Genomic DNA, 2,699 nt, shown 5'->3' with positions numbered 1-2,699 from the left:
GTATGCGACGTCTACGTCCCATTGCCTTTTGGCTTGCGCGGGGCGGTTGCCCAGGTTGCGCAGGTATTTACGAGCTCGTCAGGGAGTCCCGAACGAGCTCATTCTGAGGTGGTGTTTCGCTGTGCATAAGCCCATGGCATCAGGTCATCGATGTCTTTTTTCAGGTGGCCATTGGCCAGCTTGGTGAAGAGGTCGGTGAGATAAGCGCAGGGGTCGATGCCGTTCATTTTGCAACTGCCGATCAGGCTGGCGTAGCTGGCCCAATTCGCACCGCCCTCGTCATGTCCGGCGAATAACGCATTGCGGCGGTTCAGGGCCGGACTCCGGATCGCATTTTCGACCAGGTTGGAGTCGATGTCGACCTGGCCGTCCTCGAGGAATAGCCGGAAGCCCTCCTGACGCCTCAGCATATAGGCCATGGCCGCGCCGAGGTCGGACTTGCGCGAGACGCGCGCGGCCTGAGCCGTCAGCCAGGTGAAGAACTCGTCGACCAGGGGCCGGGACAGGCTTTGACGAATGTCCCGCCGGTGCTCGGGATCGGATCCCCGAATGCTGTCTTCGATCTTGTAGAGCGCGGCGATGCGCAGCAGCGCCTCATCGACGATGGGCGATCCCTTCTTGGGAATGGCCTTGATCAGCTTCCTGCGCCCGTGTGCCCAGCAGAATGCCAGCCGCAACGGATCGCCACCCTCGCGTTTCGGTGTCGCCAGATGGGTATAGGCGCCATAAGCATCGATCTGGATCGTGCCATTGAACCCGGCCAGGATCTCGGCGGCATACTCGCCCTTTCTGCCCGGTCGGTAGTGGAACACCACGCCCGGCGGGGCGGTGCCTTTCCAGCCCCGATCGTCGCGCAGCACCGCCCAGAGATAGCCGGTCTTGGTCTTGCCCCGGCCGGGATCCAGCACCGGGGCGGTGGTCTCATCGACATAAAGCCGGGTGCTGTCCGACAAGAGACGCTTGGCCATATGGTCGACGACAGGGGCAATCAAGGCGCCGGTTCGGCCCATCCAGTCGGCAAGGGTCGAGCGTTCGATCGGCACGCCGTGCCGCGCCATCACCACAGCCTGGCGATGGAGCGGCATGTGCTCGGAATATTTGGCGACCGCGATCTGCGCCAGCAGAGCTTCGGTCGGCCAGCTTGCTTCCAGCAGATGTGCCGGAGCCTTGGCCTGCACCACGCCCGTGCGCCCCTTGGGGCAAGCATATTTTGGGCGCACGGTGACAATGACCTGATAACGCGCCGGGATGTAATCCAGCCGCCTTGCCCGATCCTCGCCGATCCGGACCATATCGCCGCAGCCACAGGGGCAAGTGATGTCGGCAGGCTCGATCACCCGTTCAATCTGCGGCAGGTTGTCCGGCAGTTCCCGTGCCTTGCGAGGGCGGCGCGGGGCCGGCTGTTCGGGGTTGGCGGCGGCAATCTTCTCCTCCACCAGGGTGATCTGCTCCTGGGTTTCCGCGATTGCGGCCTCCAGATCCTCCAGCGCGAGCTCCAGTTGCGCAGGGTCCAGCTTCTCTGATTTCGGTCCGAACTTCGTCCGCCGATAGTCCTGAACCTGCCCCTCCAGCTTCGCGATCAGAGCCTGCAATTCGGTGATGAAGACATCCTTCTCGGCCCCCACCGCCTGCTCGTGCTGGCGTGCCGCACGCTCGACCGTCAGCTCGGACTGCATCGCCGCAAAGGCCTTCACCACCTCGGGCGGGAGGTCAGGAAACCGGCTGAGATCAAAGGGTTGAGACATGCCGCTGTCTACCGGTTTTGCTGGGGAAAGCCCAGCAAAAACAATGCCAAAAGCAGCGCCTCGGGTCATCCTGCCGCAGACGGCGGCAGCACCTTCGGCGTGTTCATCCCGAGCCACGCTGCGCCTTCGAACAGGGCTTCATACTGGGCACGAGACAGCCGCATCACCCCATCCCGAACCTTGGGCCAGCAGAATTTCGAGGCCTCGAGAACCTTGTAGGTCAGGACCAGGCCTGTTCCATCCCATACCAAAATTTTCAACCTGTCACCGCGCTTGGATCGAAACACCACCGTCACGCCGGAATAGGGATCCAGCCCCAACTCGGTCTGTACCATCAACGCCAAGGCATTATGCCCACAACGGAAATCCACCGGGCGTGTCGCGATGAGGATCGGCAAGCGCTGGCCCGCGACAATCATACCGCACCGCGCAGAAAAAGGATCAAAGCGGCCGCACGATCCACAGCGACATCATCCGGAATGCGCAACACCACATCCTGCCCGATCTCGACGCTCATGACGCGAGACACGGCCTTGCTCCGCCTCGGGCGCGTCACCGGCGCGGTCGCATCCTCTGCAACCGTCAGAGGAACGAAGGCCGGCTCGCGGACCGGGACTGTCGTCAGCGAAAGCCCCGCCACCATCTCGGCCGGCAGAGCCAGAACCCCCTGGCGGGCCAGCCGTCGCCAATCCGAAAGGTGATGCGCCGCAAGCCCATATCGGCGCGCCACATCCACCACCCGCGAGCCAGGCGCAAAGCTCTCCACAACAATCCGGGCCTTCACATCATCAGGCCATCGGCGGTTCCCCCGCCGAGGATCAACCACCTCACATCGCCCGGCAAAACCTTCCAAGTCATCTGCCATGTCGCCGCTCCATCTGTTTCGGCGAACTTCTGGCAAACGCACCCAAGACCAGAAATACTCAAATTCAATGGGTCAGAGACGGCGTTTAC

General features: G+C 62.7%; 3 protein-coding genes. All 3 read right to left on the bottom strand.

The genetic code is table 11. The annotated features are described in order from the left end of the window. Positions 1-98: 98 nt before the first annotated feature. The 3 genes from tnpC to tnpA all read right to left on the bottom strand — a co-directional run bounded on the left by tnpC (position 99) and on the right by tnpA (position 2,610). Positions 99-1,745: an IS66 family transposase gene (tnpC, locus tag OU682_RS23675; protein WP_268944632.1), complete on the bottom strand. Its 1,647-nt coding sequence runs from the start codon at positions 1,743-1,745 to the stop codon at positions 99-101. 65 nt (positions 1,746-1,810) lie between these two features. After that, a complete protein-coding gene (gene tnpB, locus OU682_RS23670) occupies positions 1,811-2,164 on the bottom strand; it encodes an IS66 family insertion sequence element accessory protein TnpB (protein WP_268944631.1) in 354 nt (117 codons plus the stop codon). Continuing rightward, positions 2,161-2,610 carry an IS66-like element accessory protein TnpA gene (gene tnpA, locus OU682_RS23665; RefSeq protein ID WP_268944630.1) on the bottom strand — a complete coding sequence of 150 codons (450 nt, stop codon included), beginning with the start codon at positions 2,608-2,610 and terminating at the stop codon, positions 2,161-2,163. The genes tnpB and tnpA overlap by 4 nt, the downstream gene beginning before the upstream one ends. Positions 2,611-2,699 lie beyond the last annotated feature (89 nt).

Source organism: Paracoccus benzoatiresistens (genome assembly GCF_026913015.1).
Taxonomy (GTDB): Bacteria; Pseudomonadota; Alphaproteobacteria; order Rhodobacterales; family Rhodobacteraceae; genus Paracoccus; species Paracoccus benzoatiresistens.
This window is presented reverse-complemented; position numbering and strand designations above follow the sequence as displayed.